This window comes from Paraburkholderia sp. JHI869 (assembly GCF_038900775.1).
In the GTDB taxonomy this organism is placed as follows: Bacteria; Pseudomonadota; Gammaproteobacteria; order Burkholderiales; family Burkholderiaceae; genus Paraburkholderia.
Genome location: NZ_JAYMSC010000015.1, coordinates 117,714 through 138,730 on the forward strand (window position 1 = coordinate 117,714; position 21,017 = coordinate 138,730).

Sequence of the window (21,017 nt, forward strand, 5' to 3'; positions counted from 1 at the left end):
AGCATGTACTGGAACAACAAAGTGATCTGGTCGGAGGGCATGTTCCTTCAGCCGCAGCATCTTCAGCAGCACGACCGGCATGTCGAGGCGCTGGTCGCGGGGCGCGTGAACGGCCTGCGCGCGTATAGTTGGGGCTTCACGGCGCTGGAGATCGACGAGGCGCTGCTCAAGCTCGGCAAACTGGCGTTGCGCGCGGCCTCGGGCGTGCTGCCCGACGGCACGCCGTTCAACCTGCCCGCAGACGACGATTTGCCCGAGCCGCTCGATATCCCCGAAAACGCCGCGAATGTGACGGTGATGCTCGCGCTACCCGTGCGCCGCGCGGGCGCGCCCGAATCGGGCGGCATGGAGCATGCGGATAATCTCGTGCGTTACGGCGCGGGGGACTTCGAAGTCCACGACAGCAACGACGCCGATGCGCCCAGCACGCTGTTGCAGATCGGCAAGCTGCGCCTGCGCCTCGCGCTCGCGCCCGACGTGGCCAACGCGCACGCATGCGCGGGCGTGGCGCACGTGGTCGAGCGCCGCAGCGACGGCCGCGTCGTGCTCGACGACGACTACTGCGCACCGTGTCTCGACTATCGCGTGGCGGGCCGCCTTGCGCGCTTCTCGACCGAGCTGGGTGGGCTCCTTCAGCAGCGCGGCGAAGCGCTCGCTGGGCGTCTCGCACAGCCCGACGGCGCGGGCATGGCCGAGATCGCCGATTTCCTGCTGCTACAGATCGTCAATCGCGCGCAGCCGCTCGTGGCGCACTTCAATGCGATGGATGGTTTGCATCCCGAATCGTTTTATCAGTCGTGCATCGCGCTGGCGGGCGAGCTTGCCACGTTCAGCCAGGCCGTGCGGCGGCCGCCCACGTTTGCGGCTTACCGGCACGACCGGCTGAAGGAGACCTTCGAACCCGTGATCGATGCGCTGCGGCTCGCGCTTTCGCGCGTCGCCGACCCGCAGGTGGTGGCGATCGCGCTCGAAGAGCGCAAATATGGCTTGCGTGTGGCGCGGGTCGCGGACCGCACGCTCTTTGCCGGCGCGACCTTCGTGCTTGCGGTGCGGGCGCAGGTGCCGGCCGGCACGCTGCTGTCCGCGTTCGCAAGCCAGGTGAAGATCGGCAGCATCGAGAAGATCCGCGATCTCGTGAATCTGCAACTGCCGGGCATCGCGTTGCGCGCGCTGGCCGTCGCGCCGCGCCAGTTGCCGTTCCATGCGGGCTACAGCTATTTCGAACTCGACGACCAGAACGAGGCGTGGGCAACGCTCGCTTCTTCTGCGGGCATGGCGCTGCACGTGGCGGGTGAGTTCCCCGGGCTTGCGATGGAACTCTGGGCTATCCGTCATTGAAGTCATGCATAGAGGACCGCTTTCCATGACCGAAAACACGAATGCGCCGCTCGACGATGCGGATTTTCTCGACGCCGCGCGCACCATCCGCATGCCAATGCCGGGGCGCAAACGCGAACGCACGGCCAGCGCCGACGCAGAACCCGCGCCGCAGCGTACACCGCGATCGGCTGAACCCGGGCTCGCACCGCTCGATGCAACGATGGCTGGCCGCAACCCGCTGCTCAGGGCGGCCAACCCATTGCTGGAACTCGCGCTGCCCCTTCGCCGGCTACCGAGCCATCCGGATCTCGACACGTTGCGTGCGCAACTGATACAGATGGTGCGCCGCTTCGAGGCCGACGGACGCGCCTTCGGTGTGCCCGACACGCAGCTCGGCCCGGCGCGCTATTGCCTGTGCACTTTCATCGACGAGGCGATCGCGGCGACGCCGTGGGGCGCGGGGGTCTGGGGCCGCAGGAGCCTGCTCGTGACGTTTCACAACGAGGCTTCGGGCGGCGAGCGGCTTTTTGTGATCCTGCAGCGCCTCGCGCAAACGCCCGCCGCCGACATCGACCTGCTCGAGCTGATCTACGTGATCCTTGCGTCAGGGTTTGACGGGCGCTACCGGCTCATCGAAGGCGGCAAGCGGCAACTCGACGAGATTCGCGAACGCCTCGAACAGATGATCCGTGCGCAACGCGGCCCGCTCGAGCGGGCGCTGTCGCCGCATTGGCAACCCGCGGAGCACGCTCGCGAACGCACGCTCGGTTTCGTGCCGCTGTGGGTTGCGCTGGCGCTCGCGGCCCTCGTACTGATGGTGACGAGCCTCGTGCTGGGACTGCGCATCAATGCCTTCTCCGACCCGGTATTCGCCGCGATGCGCGGTATTCGTGTGGCGCCCGCGCCCGTGCTCGCGGCCAAGACACAGGCTGCGCCGAAGTTCGCGTCGGCGCTCGATGGCTTTCTCGCGCCCGAGATCGCGCAAGGCCTCGTCACAGTTGGGGAATCGGCGGACCGCACGACCGTGACCATCAACAATCGCGCCGAAGGCGCGCAGATTTTCGCGTCCGGCAGCGCCGAGCTCGACCCGCGTTTCGCGCCGCTCGTTCAGCGCATTGGCGAGGCGCTGGCGGACAAGCCAGGCAACGTCGTCGTGATCGGGCATACGGATGACCAGCGCATCGTGTCGGCGCGCTTTCCCTCCAATGTCGCGCTCTCGCAGGCGCGCGCGGAGACGGTGCGCGCGATCCTCGCGGCGCATCTTGCGGACCCCGCACGCGTGAGCGCCGAAGGCCGCGGCGATACCGAGCCCGTTGCATCGAACGAAACCGCAGCGGGCCGCGCGCGCAACCGCCGCGTGAGCATCGCCATTCTTGCGCCGGGAGCCGCGCCATGAAGTGGATTCACGTATTGAAAAGACCGCCTTTCGTGACGTTTGCGGGTGTACTGGCGCTTTGCGCACTGGTCTGGTTCGAGGGGCCGCTCGTGGCGTTCAATGGCGCGGCGCCGCTGGAGAGTAGCGCCCGGCGTTGGGCGGCGATCGCGCTCCTCCTCGCGTGCTGGGCGCTTTACTGGGGCGTGCGATTCGCGAAAGCGCGCATCGCCAGTTCGCAGTTCGTGCAGAGCCTCGTGGCCGATGCGCTCGACCCCGCGAAGCGCACGCCGGACCCCGCACGCAAGGCCGCCGACGCCGACCTCGCGGCACTGCGCACGCGTTTCGAAGCGGCGCTGAAAACACTGCGCGATTCGCGCGCGCCAGCCAGCGGCGCGCGCGACATGCGGGGTAGGTTCGCGTGGCTCGACCCCCGCCGCGACACGCTCTACGACTTGCCGTGGTATCTCTTTGTCGGCGCGCCGGGCGCCGGCAAGACGACCGCGCTCGCGCATTCGGGCCTGCGTTTTCCGCTCGCAGACTGGCTCGGCGCGCAGGCGGTGGGCGGCGTGGGCGGCACGCGCAACTGCGACTGGTGGTTCACGGACCACGCCGTGCTGCTCGACACGGCGGGCCGCTTCACCACGCAGGACAGCCACGAGCAGGCCGACCGTGGCGCATGGCTCGGCTTTCTCGGGCTGCTGCGCAAGTACCGGCCGCGCCGCCCGCTCGACGGCGTGATGGCCGTGGTCTCGGTGGCCGATCTGTTGCAACAGTCCGACGCGCAGCGCGCGGCCTATGCCGCTGCGATCCGTGAACGACTTGCGGAACTGAACCAGCAACTCGGCGTGAACTTACCGGTGTACGTCGTCGTGACGAAAGCCGACATGCTCGCGGGCTTCTCCGAGTATTTCGACGACTTCGGGCGCGACGAGCGCGAGCAGGTGTGGGGCATGACGTTCCCGCTGGCGTCGCAGGGCGAGGCGAGCGAAGGCAGTGCGCCGCTTGCGCGATTCTCCGAAGAGTTCGCATTGTTGCATGCACAACTACAAGGCCGCGTGCTGCAACGCATGCAGCAGGAAACCGACACACGGCGGCGAGCACTCGTCTTTGCGTTCCCGCAGCAGTTCGCGGGCATCGAGCGTGCGTTGCGGCGCTTTCTCGAAGAGGCGTTCGGCGAATCGCGCTTCGCGCGCGCGCCGACACTGCGCGGCGTGTACTTCACGAGCGGCACGCAAAGCGGACGCCCGCTCGATCGCATGATGAGCGCGATGGCGGCATCGCTCGGCCTGAGCCGCGAGGTCGTGATGGCGGACGCGTCGAGCGGGCGCGCCTATTTCGTCAAGCGGCTGCTGCGCGACGTGATCTTCGCGGAGCAGGGCATCGCGGGCAGCGATCCGCGTGCGGTGCGGAGGCGCGGGCGTTTCCAGCAGGCGGCGATCGCGGGCATTGCCGTGTTGATGGTGGCGGGGCTGATTGCCCTGTTCGCGAGCGGTCGGGCGAATCGCCGCTTCGTCGACGAAAGCCGTCAGCAGAGCGCCGCGCTCGCCGAGCTTGCGAAGAAAACCAGTGCGGGCGACAGTCCGCTCGCGGTCCTGCCGCTGCTCGACGCCGCGCGCGATCTGCCTGGCGGCGAAGCGGAGCGCGCCAGGCGCGAAGCGCCGTGGTGGGCGGGCCTCGGCCTCGATCAGCGCGAGAAGCTGGGCCTCGAAGCGCAGCGTGTGTACCAGCGCCTGTTGCGGCAGACCTTGCTGCCGATCGTCGTGCAACGCATGGAGGACCAGCTTCGCCACGGCAGCGCGGACGATCCCGCGACGCTCTATGAAGCACTGCGCGCATACCTGATGCTGGGCGACCCGACGCATTTCGACCCGGACGCGCTGCAGGTCTGGGCGCTGCGCACCTGGCGAACGGGTTCGATGAAAGAGGCGAGCGACGCACAGCGCGCCGACATCGAGCAGCATCTGGCCGCATTGTTCCGACGCGGGCAATTCGATTCGAACCTGCCGCTCGACCAGAACCTGATCGCGCAGGCGCGCGCCGTGCTCAACCGGGTGCCGCTCGCGCAGCGGCTGGACGGGCGTATCGACCAGCAACTCGCACAACTGCGCCTGCCCGAGTTCACCGTGGCGAAAGCGGCGGGACCGAGCGGGCAGATCGTGTTCGTGAGAAAGAGCGGCTTGCCGCTCACGCAGGGCATCGAAGGTACGTATACGCGCGCGGGTTTCGACGCGTTCGTGCGGTTGCGCGAAGCGGCGCTCGCCAATCTGTCGAAGGACGATTGGGTGCTCGGCGCGGGGCAGACGCATACCGATGCACAAAGCGCGGAGGCGCTGCGTGCGGCGCTCACGCGGCTCTACAGCGAGGAAGCGATCCGCCAGTGGGACGCGTTGCTCGCCGATATCGGCGTGGTGCCGTTCAGCGCGCCCGATCAAGGCGCGCGCATTGCGAACCTGCTCGGCTCGGCGAATTCGCCGCTGCGCGCGCTGATTCAGGCCGTTGCGCGCGAAACGACATTCACGCCGCCGGCCCCGGCGGCCGGCAAGCTCGATGTGCTGGAAAAGCGCATAGGCGTGCAGGCGCAGCAGGCCGCCGCGCCCACGCTCGTCGATACGCATTTTCAGGCGCTGCACGATCTGGCGGGCGCCGCGCTCGACGATGACATCAACGCGCTCAAGGACGCCGCCGCGACCCTGCAGGCCGAGGACACGGCACGCAGGCAGTCGCTGCCGCCGCCCGCCACGGGACCGCTCGACCGCCTGAAGCTGCTCTCGCAGAACGCGCCCGCGCCGCTCGCGGCGGTGCTGCAAGGCGTGGCGGGTAACGCGGATACCGTGCAGATTCAAAGCCAGCGCGTCCAATTGCAGACGCTGTGGGCCACGACTGTCGCGCCCGTGTGCAGGCAGGCGCTCGATGGCCGCTATCCGCTTGTGCGGAACTCGGCGCGCGACGCCGCACCCGACGACTTCGCGCGCGTGCTCGCGCCTGGCGGGTTGATCGACGCGTTCTTCCAGAACAATCTGCAGAATCGGGTGGACATGTCCGGCGCGGTGTGGAAGTGGCGGCCCGAAGCGAAAGCGCTCGGCATTCCTGACGATGTGCCAGTGGCGTTCCAGCATGCGGCGATGTTGCGCGACGCGTTGTTCCGCGATGGCGGCCACGACGTGTCCGTGCGCTTCTCGGCGAAGGTGGTTTCGCTCGATCCTTCGGTGAAGCGCTTCGTGCTCGATATCGACGGCACGCAGTTGAGCGCGACGAGCGATGCGCCCAACGCCACCGCTGCGTTCCAATGGCCGAGCGGCAAGGGCACGGGGCAGGCGCATGTCGAACTCGACCCCGCGCCCACGCCGCCGCCACGCGCGGAGGGGCCGTGGGCGCTGTTCCATCTGCTCGATGCCGCGCGTGTCGAGCAGGCCGGACAAGCCGATCATTTCAACGCCGCGTTCGACGGCGGCAAGGTCAGGCTCGCGCTTGTGGCCAGCAGCGTGAACAATCCGTTGCGCGCGGACGTGCTCAATGGCTTTCGTTGCCCGGCTTCGCTATGAACGCGGATTATCGAAACGACGCGGGTTTTTACGGCAAGGTCCGCACGCATGGCGACTTCGTTGGGCGCGGCCTTGCCGCGGCTTTCGTCGACCGCTGGGACGCGTGGCTGCAACGCGGCCTGCTGGGCGCGCGCGAGCGTCATGCGGGAGGGTGGCTCGAGCGCTATCTGGAGATGCCAGTGTGGCGCTTCTCGGCTCCGCCCTCCGTTATCGACGACTGCGCGTGCACCGGCGTGCTCATGCCCGGAATCGATGCGGTGGGGCGGTATTTTCCATTCGTGATTGCGCGGCAGATCGAAAGCGGAGCGTGCGCTGTCGATTCGCGCTGGCACGACGAGGCTTGTGCGCTGGCGTTGTCTACACTGGCGGCTTCGTTTTCGCTGGAGGCATTCGAGCCGAAACTCGCTGCGCTGCGCGATGAGCCGATTGCGTTGGCGCCGTGCGAAGGCGCCAGCGTGTGGTGGACTCAGGACGATGGCGTGACGCATCGGCACGAGGGCGCGCTCGATACGCGCTTGTTTCTGCATTTGCTCGAAGCACGCGAGAAGGCAGACTAGTCGCCTTCGATGTCCCACTCGCGCCGTAGCGCTTCGCGGTGTGGTTGAGGCACCGCATCGAGCAGTTGCGCGTGGAAGGCGCGCAGATCGGTGGCGCGTGCCGCCGCGCGGCGCGCCACGATGCGGGCGACGGGACCCAGAAGCGCCGTGAGGCGCGCGATAGCGTCGTTCACGCTTTCTGCGCTGATGGTCTGCGCAGAAAGCATACGTGATGCGCCTGCGCCCACGGGGATCAACAGCGAATCGAAGTCGCGTCGCGCGTCGTCGGTGGGCAAGTGGGCGCTCAGGCGTTCGCGCAGCGTATCGATGTTCGTCGCGCCTGCGCATGCACGCCGTACCAGCAGCGAGGCCACGGGCCCGACATGGCTCGCCAGGCGCTTCTCCAGGTGCGCGACGAGTTCGGGGTCGAGATTCGCCGTAGACGGCGGTGTTCCGGAGGTGGCATGCACGAGTACGGTTCGTTCGGTATCCTCATTGACCTCCGACGCGAGTGCGGTGAGTAGTGCATCTCGCCATTCGCGCGCGCTGGCGTAACGCTCCTCGGCGCGTTTCGCCATGCCTTTCATCACCAGTTGATCGACATAGGCAGGCAAGCCGGGCGCGACCGCAGAAGGAGGCGGCGGCATCTCGTCCAGAATCCTTCGCATGACCGCGCCCGGCGTTCCCGTAAACGGACACGCCCCAGTGAGCATTTCGTAGAGCACGACAGCGGCGCTGAAGAGGTCGGAACGCGCATCGACGGCGTCGCCGGTGAACTGCTCCGGCGACATATAGCTCGGCGTGCCGAGCAGCGTGCCGGTTTGCGTGAGCGTGGACGTGTCGAGTTGCGCGATGCCGAAGTCCGCGACCTTGCAGTCGCCGCGCGACGAGATCAGCAGGTTGGCGGGTTTGATGTCGCGGTGCACGATGCCCGAGCCGTGTGCGTAGTCGAGCGCATCGAGCAGTTGCGCGAACCAGCGCAGGGCGGCCAGCGCATTCATGCGCGTGCCCGCGCTCGCGTGCCGCGCGAGATTCGCCGCTAGCGTTTCGCCAGGCACATATTCCATCGTGATGAAAGCGGTTTCGCCCGTTTCACCGTAGTCGTACACCGCGACGATGTGCGGATGCGCGAGACGACCCGCGGCGCGCGCTTCGTTCAGAAAGCGCGCGGTCAGTTCGTGATCCGCTTCGCCGCCTGCGGGCCGCTGAAGGGTCTTGAGCGCCACCTTGCGCTCGATGCGCGGGTCGAACGCCAGGTACACCACGCCCATTGCGCCGCGCCCGAGCACGCGCTCGATGACGTAGCGCTCGAATGTCGTGGGGATGTCGATGGCGCGGGACATCGCTCGGGGCCTCAGGTCTGCTCTTCGTCGAGAATGCGGAACGCTTCGATGAGGCTGGTTTGCATGCGCCCGAACGACACCGCGAGCGATGCGATTTCGTCCGAGCCGCCCGTGGGCAGTGTGGTCGCATCGAGCTTGCCGAGGCTCATTTCGTCGGCCGCGCGCGAGAGCGCACGAATGGGCCGCGTGATGAGCACGTGCATCATCGCGTTCATCACGATCAGCACGATCGCGAACACGGCCGTGAGCGAAAGCATGAACGTGCGCCACACGGCCCGCCCGCGCGCAATGGGCTGCGCCATCGGGACCGACACGAATTCTGCGCCGATCACCTCGTTCATGGTCCAGCCGAAACCGTTGGACGTGCCGTACTTCGCGGTCATCGTCGCGGGCGCGGCGCTCGGTGTGCTATGGCATTGCATGCAGGCGGTGTCGGTAATGCTGCTGGGGCGCGCGAGGAAGAACGAGCGGCCGCCTGGCGCGTCGCGCTGGCCGGTCAGTTCCTTGAGTTCTGGATGATCGTGCAGATGGCGAATGACGTCGGTTTCCCAGTCGGTCGGGCGATCGCGCGGGTTGGTCGGGTTGAGCATCGTGGCGTTGTACGAGAAGCTCGGGAAGTCCTTCTCCAGCAGTTTGAGCATCTCGATGGCCGAAAACGCGGGGATCGATTCCGGCACGAAGCTGTATTTGATCTGCGTGGCGAGCAGCGGCGTCACGTGCGCCGCCGTGTAGCTCTGCATCGACGATGCCGCGCTCGCGAGGATGTTGGCGTCGTGCGCGGTTTCTTCGAGCGCCTGTGCTTGCAGCAGACGGTCGGAGACCACGCCGATCACCACCAGCGCGATCGCGAAGATGATCAGGAATACCAGGTTGAATTTGACGCTGAGGGAGAGTCCAGGCTTCATGGCGGTGATGGATCTTGCCTTATGGATAGCGCACATTGCGCACGTTACGCACATCAGGCACGCCGTGGCGCTCGGGCGGATAGAGCAGGGCGCGCCAGTCGGGCAGCGTGTTCAGATGCGCTTGAACATCGTGGCGAAATGCACGATCGGCCAGACGCGAGCGAAAGCGTGCGGGAAAGGTCTTGCGTGCGGGCAGCTTGCTGTCCAGCCACGGCGCGATGTCGTCGTAAGTCACAGCGCGCGAGGGCGGCGCAACGCGTGCGGGTTTTGCGAAGGCGAGAGCGAGCGGCTGCAAGGCGTCGCGAAAGGCGAGCGGCATGTTCGTGAGGAAAGCGTCGGTCGGGCGCGCCGACAACTGCACGTGCCCACGGCTGTCGATGCTCGCGAACCGGCCACTCGCTATCGACACGGGCGGCTGCGCCGCGAAAGTCTGCGCGCCGGTTTCGCTGAATACGCTAACCGTTTGCGTGTTTGCGGGCGCGGCGACGATCGCCGCAGCGTTCGATCCGACATCGAGCGCGCCGGATTCCGTCTCCGCGCGCACCTGTGGACAGGGCGCGGTTGCGCACGCGGCGGCGATCTTCAGCCAGCCGCTCAGCAAGGCGACATGCGCGTCGGCTGTGAGCATCGCGCGTGTTTGCGGACCGAGCGCGGCGAGCGTGCCGTGTTCGTCCTGCAGATGCGCGACGCCTTCGCCCGACTCGAGAAGGTCGCCGTCGCGCAAGGTCTCGCCCGCCGCTGCCGAGGTCACGTTCGCGCCGCGCACGACGGTGACGGGTGCGTCGGTGGTCGCGAGCCGCCATGCGGCGTGCGCGGGCGACACGAGCGCCGCCGCGATGACGATGCTCGCTGCCCAGAGGTGCAATCGATGAATCATGCCGAGCCGTTGGTCGAGGGTTCTTCAACACAACAGCCTGGCGCGGCAATTATTCCGTGGCGGCGTCGGGTCTTAGCCGTTGCTCGACGGTGCGGCCTGCTGCGCCTCGCTGAATAGCGCCGCCGTATCGAGGTTGGAGATACGCTTGCCGAGCGCCGCCAGGTCGACGTCGACCGTCTCGCCGATGAGCGCGTAGGTCAGTTCGTTCTGCCGCCACGTGGTGATGCCCATCGAATCGACAGTGCGGGAGGCGACCGCTTCGTCCGGGCGCGCGTCCTTCATCACGCACAAGGCGATGGGCGGCCCGCTGCGCGGCAGATAAACGATCTGCACGAGCGGCTTATTGTGAAAACGCAGGCGCTGCACCGACTTGAAAGTGAGCCCGGCGCTGCTCAGGTCGGGCACGCGCAGCGCGAGACGGTCGTCGCGGCGGATGTCCTCGACCACCTTCGCGGCGAGCGCCGGATCGTCCTGCCGGTACGCGACGGTCTCCCGTGTATAGAGCTTCTGGTAGCCAACCGCCGCGTTCACCCACGGCGACATGTCCGATGCGCTTGCCAGTTGCGCGGCGCCGGGTCCCTGTGCACCCGGCCCGAACAGCGAGTCGAAACGCACGAACTGGCCGGCCACGAAAGCGCCAACCACGCATGCCGCCGCGAGCCAGACCGGCACGCGGCGCAGGCGCGATCTCACAGGCGCGCCAGCCTGCTGTTCCGCGGCGGGCATCGCGGCGTCGTTCGCGCTGGCGGAAGGTTGCGCGGGTTGCGCACGCACCATTTCATCGATGGTGAGACGCAGCGATTCAGGCACGGGCGGCAGCGTCTGCTCAGCGAATGCGCCGGCGAAATCGACCTGCGAGGCACGCAGCAGCGAGACCTTCTTGCGCGCTTCGGCGGACTCGCGCAACTGCGCTTCGATCGCCGCGCGCTCGTCGGGCGACAGGCGGCCATCCACATAGGCGAGTAACTGGGCGTCGTCGGCAATCATGCGATTGAGTCCTTGCGCTGCGGAGCGGGCGGCGCCTTGGGCGCCGCGCCGCTGAACATGGCACCGACCGACTGCCGCGCTCGCGAGAGCCGGCTCATGACGGTGCCAATGGGTACTTTGAGCACGTCGGCGGCCTGCTGATACGTCATGCCTTCGACCGCGACGAGCAGCATCACCACACGCTGCGCTTCGGGCAGTCGCTCGACTGCTGCGATGATCTGGCTGTGCATGAGCTGCGTCTCGGGGCCATTATCGACGGGATCGGGGAGATTTTCGAGGAAATCGTCGTCCCACTCGAAGCTCGCGCGCTTGCGCACGCTGCGCGCTCGTAGCTCGTTGATCCATGTGGAATGCATGATGGAGTACATCCAGCTCAACGGAGCCGTGTCGGGTTGGAGCTGATGCGCGCGTTCGAGCCCCCGCAGGCAGGCGCGCTGCACGAGATCTTCAGCATCGTGTTGATCCCCGGAGAGGCGCAGCGCAAACGCCCACAGCCGCGGAATCATGGCGGGAAGCATGCCCGGTAAGTCTGTACCGCTCATCGAAGGGTTTTCTCCACGATCCCCGCTCAATCCGGACTGGTGCGCGCTGTGCGGTCGTGTGCGACCGTCTGGTGAAGGGCACGCGGCACGGGCCATTTTGGTGAACTTGAAACGAAACACCTGGTCAGTGCGCTTTATTCCATACTTTCGTTTGGGTTGCGGGCGCACCGGCCTTCAGTGGCCTTTCACTCCGGCATGTGCTTCTTCGCTCGTGCGCCGGTCGAACGATACCGCGTAAGCGGCGGCGCGCGCGGCGAGCAGCGGGTCGTCGGAGGGCGCAATGCCCGCCGGCAGCACAGTCGGGTCGAAATTGAGGTCGCGGCAGGGACCGTCGATCTGCGACTGCGCATGCTCGATGACGATCGTACCCGCATCGACGCGATGCCGCTCGCGTTCGGCAGGCCAGGCGCGTGTGGCGTCGTCGACCGGGTCGCCCGCGCCCGCTGGCGTCAGCATGAGACGCCAGCGCACCGGACCCGATTGCAGTCGCACCCTCAGGTCGTGCGAGAGAAAGTCGGGGTCTCTCGCGTTCGAATCGTGGTTGTCTGCCGGCGCGTAAGGCGCATCGGGCACGACGCTCCAGCGCACGAATCGCATGTTGCCGCTTGCGTTTGTGAAGCGGAACGCATCGATGCTGTAATAACTCGCGTTATAGAAAGCGGAGGCCGGCGGATGCGCGGCGAGCCAGTCGCGCAGCGCATTGGTTTCGGGGTGCTGTGCAAAGAACGCGGCGAGTCTCGCGGGGTCGGGACGGCCCGTGCGCTTGTCGTGCTCCATCGCCTCTTGCAGTTCATACACCGCTTGCGGCGTGCGCACCGCGAATACCGGCGCGGAATTCATGCCGGTGCGCCACTCCTCGCCGTCGCGCATCGCGAAGCGCAGTGCGAAGCTGCGCACGGTCGTGTCCGCGTCGTCTTCAGCGGGATTGCCGCCGGGCGCGGAGAAGCGGCCAATCAGCGGCGTGCGGCCGCGCTCGAATACGCTCGCGCGAGAAAGCGCGGCGCCGTTGCCATTGCTGTCGAAATAGCCGCTCACGCAGATGCCTTTCGCATGATTGCGGCGAAAACCGGGATGCTTGCCTGCGCTGCGTTCGAAAGCGTCGATGAGGCGGCTCGGCGTGAGCGCGGCCTCGCGGCCGGGCCAATGGATCCAGCCCGCCGCCCATGCGAACGCTGCGGCACAAGCCGCGAGCGTGAACGCGATGAATGCGTACCTGGCAAGAAGTTGCGAATGCGAAAGACGGGACATAAATCAGCGCAGGGGCCTCGCGCATACGCCGATGAATTGAAAGGCCCTCTATGAATCTCTTGCGTTGCCGCTGTGCGGCGAGGTCGATATGGTAATCCGCTTGCCGCAATTCAGTGCGCGCTGAATGATGGATGTATACCAAGGTATGGGGTCGCCATCCAAAAGCGTCATTAAGTCTATGCGTGGGAAGAATACCTGGTAGCGGCACTTCTCCTTAAGCTTCAGTTATCGGAAATCATTGGACGCAATACAGAAGACGTTCCGGCTCCGGGAGGCGGGGCACGCGTGACTGTCACGCTCATCCAGAACATGGGAGTTTGCCGTGGTGAGGTTGGATTCGTGGAGGTCGACATACGCGGGAACCGCACTCGATGGCGGCGGCCCTTGTGAAAGCGTGCACTGCGCGCAGCCCCGTGGCGTCAATGACGCCAACGATGAAACACACGAGCCAGACGATGACGTGAGCGCCTCGGCGCCGGACTGCCCGCATAATCCGTGGGCGCACGTGGTCTCGGGCCTGCTTGCGTCGCCGGCTTCGAGGACGAGCGTTTCGCGCCGCGCACCCGCGACGCGCACGCGAACCGACCTCCGGGCCGCCGATGACAACACATACGCAAGCTGCACGGTCAAGATAGAAGAGCGTCTGGCCAATACGTCTTTCACGCTCTCGTGGAGCGACCCGACGCGATGCAGTTACCGCGAGCAAGTCTGGCGACGCGCAATCGCCAGAAAATCGGGCGTCTGCGTGCTGTCCGGGGAGCGTATCAAGCGCGGCGACGCGGTTTTCCGGCCGCTGGCCCGGCGCTACAAGGTCCCTTTGAATTCGGGGGCAATGATACTGGCGGCGTCGCTGGAGGCATGGGACGCTCGCCTGGCCGATCACGAATCGCCTGGCATGGCGCCGTAAAGACAATAAAAGAGGCGCAAAAAATTCATTATTTGGGATTTTGCGGTCCCTTTCAGTTTCTCCCGCCAGGCGATCGGGCTGCATCAACTCGCCCATACCCCCAATACCAAAGTACTAGAGCCACGCAAGAACGCGCGATGTAAGCTTCTGGCGTGGCGCTGCAGTGTCTGCGCCATCTATCAGTCTCGCGGTATCGGCCGCCGGCTACGCGGCTGGTGCTTGAACGCGTGAGTCAGGCATTGGCGTCCCATGGCTATGGGGAGGTGTCCATGATGGTTCAATTCGCACAACGTAACACTGCAGATCGCTTTCGTAGATGCTAAACACTGTGACCGCCCGGTCGGCTGCCCCTTGCGGCAACACCGCGACGGGCGTCGTTTATATCGTGGACGACGACGATTCGGTGCGCGGCGCATTGGCAAGCCTGCTGCGCTCGATCGACCTGGATGCCCACGCCTTTCACTCCGCCGAGGCGTTCCTCGCGGCGCCAAAGAGCCCGGGGCCATCGTGTCTCGTGCTGGACGTGCGCTTGCGCGGTCAAAGCGGGCTGGCGCTGCAGAAGTCGCTCCTCACGCAGGAGCGCGCGCCCATGCCCGTCGTTTTCATGACAGGCTACGGTGACATTGCCATGACGGTCGAGGCGATGAAGGCGGGCGCAATCGACTTCCTCACCAAGCCCTTTCGCGATCAGGACATGATCGACGCCGTGGTCGCCGCGCTGCAGCGCGATGCACAGCGTCTCGAAGCGGACAGCTCGCTCGTTCAGGCGCGCGAGCGCTGGGACGCGTTGACGCCGCGTGAGCGGGAGGTGCTGGTCAATGTCGCGGCGGGGCTGATGAACAAGCAGATCGCGTCGAAAATGGGCATTGCGGAAGTCACGGTCAAGATTCACCGGGGACAGGCCATGCGCAAGATGAATGTGCGCTCCGTTGCCGAACTCGTGCGCAATACCGTTGCGCTCGGCGTCGATCCATCGGAGCAGTGAATTCATACCAGGGTTTAGGTTCCTCCAATCTTTGGGATGCGTTGATCACCCCATGATCTAGCGCTGAATTCGAGCCTTTGCGGTTATCTTTTGCACTCCACCCTGAAATAAACCAATTGGAGAGAGTGCGATGGAAAAGCGTGACGTCTACGATACGATCAAGACGATGGGTATCGAGCTGCCGCAAGTCAGCTCGCCGGCTGCGGCCTACACCATGAGCGTTCGCAGCGGCGGCACGGTCTATCTGGCAGGCCACCTTCCCCGCGACGCCCGCGCGGTCGTGACCGGCAAGCTGGGCGCCACGCTGAGCACCGAAGAAGGCCGCGAGGCCGCGCGCAAGATCGCCGTCGATCTGCTCGCGACGCTGCACGCGAAAGTCGGCAACCTCAATCACGTGAAGCAGATCGTGAAGCTCACGAGCTTCGTCAATTCTGCGGCGGGATTTTCCGAGCAGCATCTCGTGACAAACGGCGCTTCCGAATTGCTCGCGAACGTATTTGGCGAGGCGGGCGTGCATGCGCGCTCGGCAGTGGGCGTCGCGGAGCTGCCGCTCAATGCCTGCGTCGAAATCGAATTGATCGTCGAAATCGCCGACTGAGTAGTGAGTCGATTCCGGAGTCGACGCCGCGCTGAGTGGCGCGGCATCGATCCGATGCGTTCGCAACGAAATCACGCGATATGGCGGCAACCCAGCGCGGTTGCGACGCCTGTTTTCGCATGCAATAATCCCAAAATTCTCCGGTCAAACCGCATAGCCCACGAAAATCGCACCTGAGCGCGGGCATTTGCGCATGTTTGAAACTCCGTCGCCCGCTCGAAAATATCAAAAAAATGATGGGATTGGCCCTTGATCCCGGCATCGTGCTGGATGCGCTCTCCGTTATTGCATGGACTTCGCTGCCCGACGGCCGGGTCGACTTCGTCAACCGGAAATGGTCCGAATACACGGGCCTTGGCTTCGCAGCCTCGTCCGGTTCGCAGTGGCAGGACGCGGTAAGCGCCGACGACTTGCCGGAACTGCTCGAGCGGCGGTCCGCCATTCTCGCTTCCGGCGAGCCCGGAGCCATCGCGGCGCGTCTGCGCCGCTTCGACGGCGAGCCGCGTTGGTTCGACATTCAAATCAGCCCGCTGCGCGACGCCGCCGGGCAAATCGTCCGCTGGTGCGGAACATGCAGCGATATCGACGACTTGCGACGCGCTCAGGAAGCGCTCGATCGGCAGGCGCTCGACCTGGAATTGATCGTCGAGTGCATCCCCGTGCCTGTCACAGTGACGTCGGCGACGGGCGAAGTCGAAGGCCAGAACCAGCTCACGCGCGATTATTTCGGCAAGTCGTTCGAGGAACTCAAAGCCTGGCGCAGCCACGACATCGTTCATCCGGACGATCTCGACGAGGCGATTGCGGCTCAGGAAGCCTCGCTGGCAAGCGGCAACACGTACAACGTCGAAAGCCGGCATCGGCGCGCAGACGGCGCTTACCGCTGGGTCAACGTGCGTGGATTTCCGTTGCGCGATCGCGCCGGCAGCATTCTGCGCTGGTTTCTCCTGTGCATCGATATCGAAGACAGGAAGCGCGCCGAAATCACGCTCGCGGAGAGCGAGCGCCACCTCAACGAGACCATCAACGCACTGCCCGCACTGATCTGGTCGGCGCGCCCGGATGGGACTGGCGAATTTTATAACCAGTACTACCTCGACTATCTCGGGCGAACGCTCTCGCAGGTGAAGGACCACGAGTGGACCAAGGCGGTGCATCCCGATGACCTCCCGGGGCTCATGGCCGCCTGGCAGGAGATTATGGCGAGCCGCATGCCGGGCGCCGCGGAAGCGCGCATGCAGCGCTACGACGGGCAGTATCGATGGTTTCTGTTTCGTACGAGCCCGTTGCGGGACCAGGACGGAAACGTCGTCAAATGGTACGGCATCAACATCGATATCGACGATCGCAAGCGCGCGGAGGAAGAACTGCGGCGCAGCGAGGCGTTCCTCGCCGAAGGTCAGGCGCTGGCCAGGATGGGCAACTTCTCGTGGGATGCCGGGACGGATGAGATCGCGTGGTCGGAGCAGATTTACCACATCTTCGAGTTCGAGCCAGGCACGCCGGTCACGCTGGACCGTATCGCCGAGCGCGCTCACCCGGAGGATGCGGGGTTCGTCGCGCAGTTCATCGAGCAGGGGCGGCGCGGCGAAACCGACATCGAGTGCCAGCACCGGCTATTGATGCCCGACCAGAGCGTCAAGCATCTGCACCTGATCGCGCACCGCGTGACCGACCGGCCGGGGCGCAAGGAATATAGCGGCACGACGCTCGATATCAGCCTGCGCCGCCGCTCGGAGGAGGCGCTCGACAAGGCGCGCGCGGAGCTTTCGCATGTTGCGAGGGTAATGAGCCTCGGCGCGTTGACGGCTTCGATCGCCCATGAAGTCAATCAGCCGCTCGCGGGCATCGTGACCAACGCGAGCACCTGCCTGCGCATGCTGGCGGCCGTGCCGCCCAATATCGAAGGCGCACAGGAAACGGCGCGGCGCACGATCCGCGACGGCAATCGCGCCGCCGACGTCATTACGCGTCTGCGCGCGCTCTTCAGCAAGCGCAGCGCCACGCTCGAACCGGTCGATCTCGGCCACACCGCGCGGGACATCATCGCCCTCATGCAGAGCGACCTCGACCGTGCGCGTGTCGTCGTGCGCATGGAATTCGCCGAGGGCGCGCCTTTTGCGGGCTGCGACCGCGTTCAGGTGCAGCAGGTCATCATGAATCTGTTGCGCAACGCGGCGGATGCCATGAGCACGGTGGACGACCGGCCCCGGCGCGTGACGGTGAAGACCGAGGCTGGGCCGGACGAGACAGTCCGCTTGATCGTGCGGGACTCGGGCGTCGGCTTCGACCCGCACGATGCCGAACGGATTTTCGACGCCTTTTATACGACCAAGCATGACGGCATGGGCATTGGTCTCGCGATTAGCCGCTCGATCATCGAAAGCCAGAACGGCCGCCTCTGGGCTGAGATCCCGACGGACGGTCCAGGCGCGATTTTTTCGTTCGCGCTTCCTGTTTATGGCGCTTGAATGGTGCGTACGCGGCCCTCGCGCGGCGCGTATACATACCTCCGTATGATGGACGCGTGCGTTGGCATCGGGCATTGTGCGGTGTTCGCTCCAGAGGCATCGGGCGCCTTTGCGTGGCTTGGCCGTTCTGGCGGACAGGTTATGTGTTCGAGTGATACCAAAGTATCGTAGATTCGCTGCCCGGCCTGGTGCATCCTTGGTGAACGGGGTAGCGGTCTCAACGAGACTTGATTGCGGGCAATCATGCTGGTAACGTTGGTCGATGATGACGAAGCAGTGCGGGAGTCGCTTCCAGATCTGGTGAGAGTGTTCGGATACGCCGTGAGCGTGTTCTCCTCCGCGGAGACTTTTCTCGCGTCCGAAGTCGTCGATCAAACCCATTGTCTGGTCCTCGACATCAACATGCCGGGTATGGGCGGGCTGGGGCTATTTCGCGAGTTGAAGCGTCTTGGCAAGAACGTGCCGGTCGTTTTCATTACCGCTCACAAAGATGCAGCCGTTCGCGATCGCCTGATCGCGCAGGGCGCGTGCGATTGCCTGTTCAAGCCCTTTAGCGATACCGCGCTTCTCGCGGCGCTCAAGGTGGCGCTCGGTGAAAACTGAAAGCGTTACAGTGCTTCGGGGCAATCAAGAGGAATAACGTGCCTCAAAGTAGAACAGGTAGAGCAGATCAGGGCGCCATGTCATCGGGCGGTTCGCAAGCCGAGCCGATCGTATTTGTCATCGACGACGACATATCCGTGCGCGAATCGCTGGAATTATTGCTGCGCAGTGCAGGTTTGCACGCGCAGATATTCGCTTGCGCCGAAGATTTTCTTGCTCACCCGCGCATGTTCGCGCCCAACTGCCTGGTTCTGGACGTTTCGCTTCCGCAAGTAAACGGTCTGGAGTTGCAGCAGCGCATCGCTGCCGATCGGCCCGATATGCCGATCATTTTCATCACGGGGTACGGGGACGTGCCCATGACCGTGAAAGCCATGAAGGCCGGCGCCGCCGAGTTCCTGACCAAGCCGTTCAACGACGAGACTTTGCTGGAGGCCATTCGCGACGCCATCGAGCGAAGCCGTGAAGCGCTCGCAAGCCACATGGAGGTGTGCGCGCTTCACGATAGCTATGCGACGCTCACGCCGCGCGAGCGCGAAGTCATGACGCTCGTGGTTTCGGGTTTGCTGAACAAGCAGATAGGCGGCGAACTCGGTATCAGCGAGATTACCGTGAAGATGCACCGCGGCAAGGTCATGCAAAAGATGAACGCGGATTCGCTGCCGGAACTCGTCAACATGGCGGCGAAGCTCGGCTTGCCGCCGCCGCGCGATCGAAAGCGCTAGCCCTCGATTAGCACGCAATCGCGCAGCTATACCTGCGTATAGTGCGCTAAACCGATCGCCGTATGGTGCTGCCTCTGTGCGCGATGGTACGCTGTGGCGTCTCTTGCATCCCCGCTTCAAGCCATGCTGCGCGAGTCTTCGCAGCAATTATTGGGGATAACGAAAGATTCGTAAATTGGCTTGCGATTGAACGCATTCCATTGAATTCGATTCGTAACGCGCCATGCCGTTTCGATTGCTTGCAACCACATATCGTGTTGAGAGGGAAATCATGGGCACAATGACGATCGCGGAATATCTCGCACGCACGCTCGCCGCGGCAGGCGTCGAACGGATCTGGGGTGTAACGGGCGACAGCCTGAACGGCCTTTCGGCGAGCCTCCAGAAGATCGACTCGATTCGCTGGATGCACACGCGGCACGAAGAGAGCGCGGCGTTCGCCGCCGGCGCCGATGCGGCCTCCACGGGGCGCCTGGCCGTCTGCGCGGGCAGTTGCGGTCCGGGCAATCTGCACCTCATCAACGGGCTCTATGACGCGCATCGCAATCACCAGCCGGTGCTGGCCATCGCGGCGCATATCCCGTCTACCGAAATTGGCCTTGGATACTTTCAGGAAACGCATCCTCAGGAACTCTTCAAGGAGTGCAGCCACTTTGTCGAACTCGTGACGAACGCGCAGCAGTTTCCGCGCGTGCTGGCGCGCGCCATGCGCACCGCCATCGAGGAACGCGGGGTTGCCGTCATCGTGCTTCCGGGCGATGTGGCATTGAAGGAACTCGAGCAGGCATCGATCGGCTGGAACGAATCTTCCGGGGCGGCTGCGATCGTCCCCGCGCAAGCGGACCTCGAACGGCTCGCCGCGCTGCTCAATGAATCGGAAGCGGTCACGCTCCTGTGCGGCAGCGGAACGGCCGGCGCGCACGACGAGGTGGTGGCGCTTGCCGATACGCTGGGCGCGCCGGTCGTGCACGCACTGCGCGGCAAACAGTTCATCGAGTGGGACAACCCGTACGACGTGGGCATGACCGGGCTGATCGGTTTCAGCTCGGGCTATCACGCCATGGCCTCGTGCGAGACGCTGGTCATGCTCGGCACGGATTTCCCTTATCGCCCGTTCTATCCGGCGAACGCAAAGGTCGTACAGATCGACTGGAAAGGCTCGCAGCTCGGCCGTCGCGCACCGCTCGAGCTGGGTCTCGTCGGCACGGTGCGCGAGACCGTCGCGGCGCTTTTGCCCATGCTCGCGCGCAAGACCGACCGGCAATTTCTCGAGAATGCGCGCAAGCACTATCACGCGGCGCGCAAAGGCCTTGACGATCTCGCCACGCCTTCCGCGCCCGGCAGGCCCATTCATCCGCAATACCTCGCGCGAATGATCGACGAGGCCGCGAGCGCGGACGCGATCTTCACCGCCGATGTCGGCACGCCGACGCTTTGGGCCGCGCGCTATCTGACCATGAACGGCAAGCGGCAGTTGCATGGCTCGTTCAATCACGGCTCGATGGCCAATGCCATGCCGCAGGCGCTTGGCGCGCAAGGCGCGCATGCTGGGCGCCAGGTCGTTTCGCTTTCGGGCGACGGCGGTCTTTCCATGCTGCTGGGCGATCTGCTCAGCGCGCGTCAACTCGGTCTGCCGATCAAGGTGGTCGTGTTCAACAACAGCCTGCTCGGCTTTGTTTCCATGGAACTGAAGGCGGCCGGTTACCTCGATGCGAATGTCGATCTGGATAAAACCGATTTCGCCGCGATTGCAAAGGGCGCTGGCATTTATGCCGCGCGAGTCGAGGAGTCGGAGGACCTGGCGGGCGCACTGAAGGCGGCCTTCGCGCATCCGGGCCCCGCGCTCGTCGATGTCGTGATTTCGAAGCACGAACTCGCCATGCCGCCGAAGGTGGAAATGGAGCACGCCAAAGGCTTCAGCCTGTATATGCTGCGCGCGATTTTCAGTGGACGCGGTGACGAAATCGTCGAACTCGCGCGAACGAATCTCCGCTGATGCACGGGTGAGTGCGCAAGTTTTCACTTGACTTCGATTCTCGGGAGAAAAAGGATC

Annotated in this window: 17 protein-coding genes; 11 read left to right on the forward strand and 6 right to left on the reverse strand. The window is 65.0% G+C overall.

The genetic code is table 11. The features are described 5' to 3' along the window. The first annotated feature begins 3 nt into the window (after positions 1 to 3). From tssK to tagF, 4 genes are read left to right on the forward strand one after another with little or no spacing between them, the layout of a single operon-like run. Positions 4 to 1,338: a type VI secretion system baseplate subunit TssK gene (tssK, locus tag VSR72_RS24530; protein ID WP_342954933.1), complete on the forward strand. Its 1,335-nt coding sequence runs from the start codon at positions 4 to 6 to the stop codon at positions 1,336 to 1,338. Between the two features lie 25 nt (positions 1,339 to 1,363). Further along, entirely contained in the window at positions 1,364 to 2,716 is a 1,353-nt protein-coding gene (tssL, locus tag VSR72_RS24535) for a type VI secretion system protein TssL, long form (protein WP_342954934.1), read from the forward strand. Then, positions 2,713 to 6,237 (forward strand): type VI secretion system membrane subunit TssM, encoded by a 3,525-nt coding sequence (gene tssM, locus VSR72_RS24540; protein ID WP_342954935.1) that lies wholly within the window; start codon positions 2,713 to 2,715, stop codon positions 6,235 to 6,237. Before tssL ends, tssM begins: the two co-directional genes overlap by 4 nt. Further along, positions 6,234 to 6,794: a type VI secretion system-associated protein TagF gene (gene tagF, locus VSR72_RS24545; protein ID WP_342954936.1), complete on the forward strand. Its 561-nt coding sequence runs from the start codon at positions 6,234 to 6,236 to the stop codon at positions 6,792 to 6,794. Before tssM ends, tagF begins: the two co-directional genes overlap by 4 nt. Here the strand turns inward: tagF and VSR72_RS24550 are convergent. From VSR72_RS24550 to VSR72_RS24575, 6 genes are all read right to left on the reverse strand, one after another. Continuing rightward, positions 6,791 to 8,116, reverse strand: a complete 1,326-nt coding sequence (locus VSR72_RS24550; protein WP_342954937.1) for a serine/threonine-protein kinase — start codon at positions 8,114 to 8,116, stop codon at positions 6,791 to 6,793. The genes tagF and VSR72_RS24550 overlap by 4 nt on opposite strands. Positions 8,117 to 8,127: 11 nt before the next feature. Next, positions 8,128 to 9,021: a DUF3365 domain-containing protein gene (locus VSR72_RS24555; RefSeq protein WP_342954938.1), complete on the reverse strand. Its 894-nt coding sequence runs from the start codon at positions 9,019 to 9,021 to the stop codon at positions 8,128 to 8,130. A gap of 19 nt (positions 9,022 to 9,040) precedes the next feature. Next, positions 9,041 to 9,898 carry a hypothetical protein gene (locus VSR72_RS24560; RefSeq protein WP_342954939.1) on the reverse strand — a complete coding sequence of 286 codons (858 nt, stop codon included), beginning with the start codon at positions 9,896 to 9,898 and terminating at the stop codon, positions 9,041 to 9,043. Positions 9,899 to 9,970: 72 nt separating this feature from the next. Further along, complete coding sequence (locus VSR72_RS24565; RefSeq protein WP_342954940.1) at positions 9,971 to 10,885, reverse strand: anti-sigma factor; 915 nt, start codon at positions 10,883 to 10,885, stop codon at positions 9,971 to 9,973. After that, complete coding sequence (locus VSR72_RS24570) at positions 10,882 to 11,427, reverse strand: RNA polymerase sigma factor (protein WP_342954941.1); 546 nt, start codon at positions 11,425 to 11,427, stop codon at positions 10,882 to 10,884. The genes VSR72_RS24565 and VSR72_RS24570 overlap by 4 nt, the downstream gene beginning before the upstream one ends. Positions 11,428 to 11,601: 174 nt before the next feature. Further along, positions 11,602 to 12,675 (reverse strand): catalase family peroxidase, encoded by a 1,074-nt coding sequence (locus VSR72_RS24575; RefSeq protein WP_342954942.1) that lies wholly within the window; start codon positions 12,673 to 12,675, stop codon positions 11,602 to 11,604. A 460-nt stretch (positions 12,676 to 13,135) separates the two neighbouring features. On the opposite strand from VSR72_RS24575, the gene VSR72_RS24580 reads away from it, so the two are divergent. The 7 genes from VSR72_RS24580 to poxB all read left to right on the forward strand — a co-directional run bounded on the left by VSR72_RS24580 (position 13,136) and on the right by poxB (position 20,960). Next, positions 13,136 to 13,582, forward strand: coding sequence for a DUF3331 domain-containing protein (locus tag VSR72_RS24580; RefSeq protein ID WP_342954943.1), 447 nt, complete (start codon positions 13,136 to 13,138; stop codon positions 13,580 to 13,582). Positions 13,583 to 13,898: 316 nt separating this feature from the next. Then, the gene (locus VSR72_RS24585; RefSeq protein ID WP_342954944.1) at positions 13,899 to 14,567 is read left to right on the forward strand and encodes a response regulator; all 669 of its coding nucleotides are present in this window, start codon (positions 13,899 to 13,901) and stop codon (positions 14,565 to 14,567) included. Between the two features lie 130 nt (positions 14,568 to 14,697). Continuing rightward, complete coding sequence (locus VSR72_RS24590) at positions 14,698 to 15,165, forward strand: RidA family protein (protein WP_342954945.1); 468 nt, start codon at positions 14,698 to 14,700, stop codon at positions 15,163 to 15,165. 233 nt (positions 15,166 to 15,398) lie between these two features. Continuing rightward, positions 15,399 to 17,636, forward strand: a complete 2,238-nt coding sequence (locus VSR72_RS24595; protein ID WP_342954946.1) for a PAS domain-containing protein — start codon at positions 15,399 to 15,401, stop codon at positions 17,634 to 17,636. A 231-nt stretch (positions 17,637 to 17,867) separates the two neighbouring features. Then, positions 17,868 to 18,239: a response regulator gene (locus VSR72_RS24600; RefSeq protein WP_342954947.1), complete on the forward strand. Its 372-nt coding sequence runs from the start codon at positions 17,868 to 17,870 to the stop codon at positions 18,237 to 18,239. A 77-nt stretch (positions 18,240 to 18,316) separates the two neighbouring features. Further along, on the forward strand, positions 18,317 to 18,964 hold the full coding sequence (locus VSR72_RS24605) for a response regulator transcription factor (RefSeq protein WP_342954948.1): 648 nt from the start codon (positions 18,317 to 18,319) through the stop codon (positions 18,962 to 18,964). A gap of 271 nt (positions 18,965 to 19,235) precedes the next feature. Beyond that, positions 19,236 to 20,960: a ubiquinone-dependent pyruvate dehydrogenase gene (gene poxB / locus VSR72_RS24610; protein ID WP_342954949.1), complete on the forward strand. Its 1,725-nt coding sequence runs from the start codon at positions 19,236 to 19,238 to the stop codon at positions 20,958 to 20,960. Positions 20,961 to 21,017 lie beyond the last annotated feature (57 nt).